The sequence below is a fragment of the Streptomyces sp. NPDC090442 genome (assembly GCF_044769405.1).
Classification (GTDB): Bacteria; Actinomycetota; Actinomycetes; order Streptomycetales; family Streptomycetaceae; genus Streptomyces.
In genome coordinates, this window is sequence record NZ_JBIVXW010000212.1 from 1 (window position 1) to 2,257 (window position 2,257).

Genomic DNA, 2,257 nt, shown 5'->3' on the forward strand with positions numbered 1-2,257 from the left:
GCTTCGTTGCATACGGAGAGGCCATCCTGACAGACCGTCACCCAGCTGTGACCTGCAGATTCGTGGAACCCCCAAGACTTTGCAACAGCCCTGGCTCACCGGGTCGCCCCTAAAAACCCGGCGGCTCGACGGGAGCAGAGGACAGCCCCGCCCGGCCGCCGGCACCACTCCGTTCCGCCCATGGGCCCCATGCCTCCCACGCCCGGCCCACGGGCGGAACGGGAACCAGACCGCCCGCCACTCAGCGGCGGGCCAGCCCTAGCCGACGCCCGCACACGGCAATCGGCACGACCAGGGCAAAGGCCCGGAACACAAACGCCCCCGTTGTGGGCGCCCCGGGCCACGGCACGACCCCTGCCGGAACCCCGGCAGGCACCAACAACGAGAGGCAGAACAGCACATGAGCACTGCGACACTGCCCAACCCGGACACCGTCGCCGCACGGGCGCGGGAAATCCTCGACACCTGGCAGGCCGACCCGGAGTACGCGCGGCTGGAAAAGGGCTGCGGCATGTACTCGAACGACTGGACCGACAGCTATGGGCACGTGATCATCCCGGACTATGACGTGACCCAGGATGGCCCGGCACTCTTCCCCCAGATGATGCGCTGCATGGCATTGAAATCCGCGGTGTACGAGATGACCGGCGACGAACAGGCCGCCGAACTCCCCGTCCCCGTCCCGATCGACGTTCTGTCTCACGCGGCCTGCGCGCAGATCAACGTCCTGACGCGTATGCAGCAGCGCACCGGAACCCTGTTCGTCCATGCCACCGACATGGAGGCCGGACGCAGCGGCGGCACCTGGGAGTTCGGCGACTACACCCACCGCGCCTACCGCGCCGCGTGGGGCCCCGTCGACGAGCGGTACTGGATCGATGCGGCCGAGACTGAGCGCCGACGGAAGATCCTTGACCAGAAGTACGAGCCGATCGGAATCAGCGACCGCGGCCGAAGGGCCACCATCGACCTCGCCTCGGCGTAGGCACCGGAACCTCCAGCGGCTGGGGTTCCGGCGGAGGCGCGATCCGGTCAGGTTCGCAGCCGATCTTGTCGGGATGAACGCACACCGGAACCCCATCCGCGGAGGCATACCGGTAACCGTCGGCGGGGTTGAACGGCGCCTCTCGGGTCGGCCGGTCGTAGATCACAAACTGATCCCGCGGCAACCGCTTTGAGGGGCAGATCCCGCACACCGGGCGTTGTTCGTCATCGTCCGGCACGAAAGGGCGGTCCATGTCGGGAGCGTAGTGGCTCACCACCACCGCCCGTCCACCCCACGCGCTCCGCCCCCGGTTCTGGCCAGACAACCGGCCGGGGACGGAGCGCCATCACCGCACCATCCAGTGAAGGGAGCACACGGTGACCATCACACAAGAGCACACAACACCACTGGAGGTGAAGAGTGCCCGCGAACTCATTACCCCAGGGGACTTCATCGCCGTCGCCGGCGCAGTGCAGCGCAACAACGAGGGCATGGCGGCGAACGTCGCGGAAGCGATCACCGAGGAGGCGCTGAAATTCGTTGCGGCCTGCTCGGCGGCGCCTCACGCCCGCCTCAAGCCGTCGCGGGTCGTAGATGAGCTGGCACGCCCTGATCTTGCACACGACCGTGTACGCCGGACTGTGCCGGTCCCTGCACCGGTTCGTGCACCACGTACCGGAACGCCCGGACGTCGCACGCCACGATCCCGGTGCGCTGGCACGGACTCGGGAAGCGATCACAGCGGCCGGGTACGAACCCGACCCGCTGATGTGGAACGGGCCGACCGACAACATGATTCCGGTCGCCGCAACCTGTGAACACAGCGAACCGCCGCCCGCCGGCTGCGGCGCCGACTGCTCCAACACTGGCCCGAACTGACCTTCTCTAGCCGCGTTTCCCCAACGGCCGTAAGGTCGTTGGGGAAACAGGAGGCGATGACGTGGCCGAGTGGATCAACCCCGCGCAGGCGCAAGCGGTGACGGCGTACCGGGAAGTCGCGAAAGCGGGCGGGCACCCACGGCCTCCGCGGAGCAAGTGGGGCAAGCATCCGGCGCGCTGGTGCTCCGGTGGTGTAGTCGTGGTGGACCAGGCGACCGGAACGCCGTACACACTTCCCTGCGTTTGCTCAAACCGCCCGCGGTAACTGAGTAGCCCTAACTGGCCGCCGGCCGGGCCCTCTTACGGGCTGCCCCGCGATTGATGTTGGGGCGTGTTGGCCTGGGAGTTCGGCTGGTGGGTGATTCAGCAGGCCGTCGCGCGGACGAGCACGAG

The 2,257-nt window shown here is 67.8% G+C and carries 2 protein-coding genes; both read left to right on the forward strand.

Going from position 1 to position 2,257, the window contains the following annotated elements; translation table 11 throughout:
- Positions 1–400: 400 nt before the first annotated feature.
- The gene (locus ACIQU6_RS44400) at positions 401–985 is read left to right on the forward strand and encodes a hypothetical protein (protein ID WP_403488381.1); all 585 of its coding nucleotides are present in this window, start codon (positions 401–403) and stop codon (positions 983–985) included.
- A 377-nt stretch (positions 986–1,362) separates the two neighbouring features.
- The gene (locus tag ACIQU6_RS44405; RefSeq protein ID WP_403488383.1) at positions 1,363–1,803 is read left to right on the forward strand and encodes a hypothetical protein; all 441 of its coding nucleotides are present in this window, start codon (positions 1,363–1,365) and stop codon (positions 1,801–1,803) included.
- Positions 1,804–2,257: the final 454 nt, after the last annotated feature.

Bases quoted from the DNA above. Each gene is read 5' to 3' on its own strand.
- ACIQU6_RS44400 (WP_403488381.1), top strand. From the start codon at position 401: ATGAGCACTGCGACACTGCCCAACCCGGACACCGTCGCCGCACGGGCG.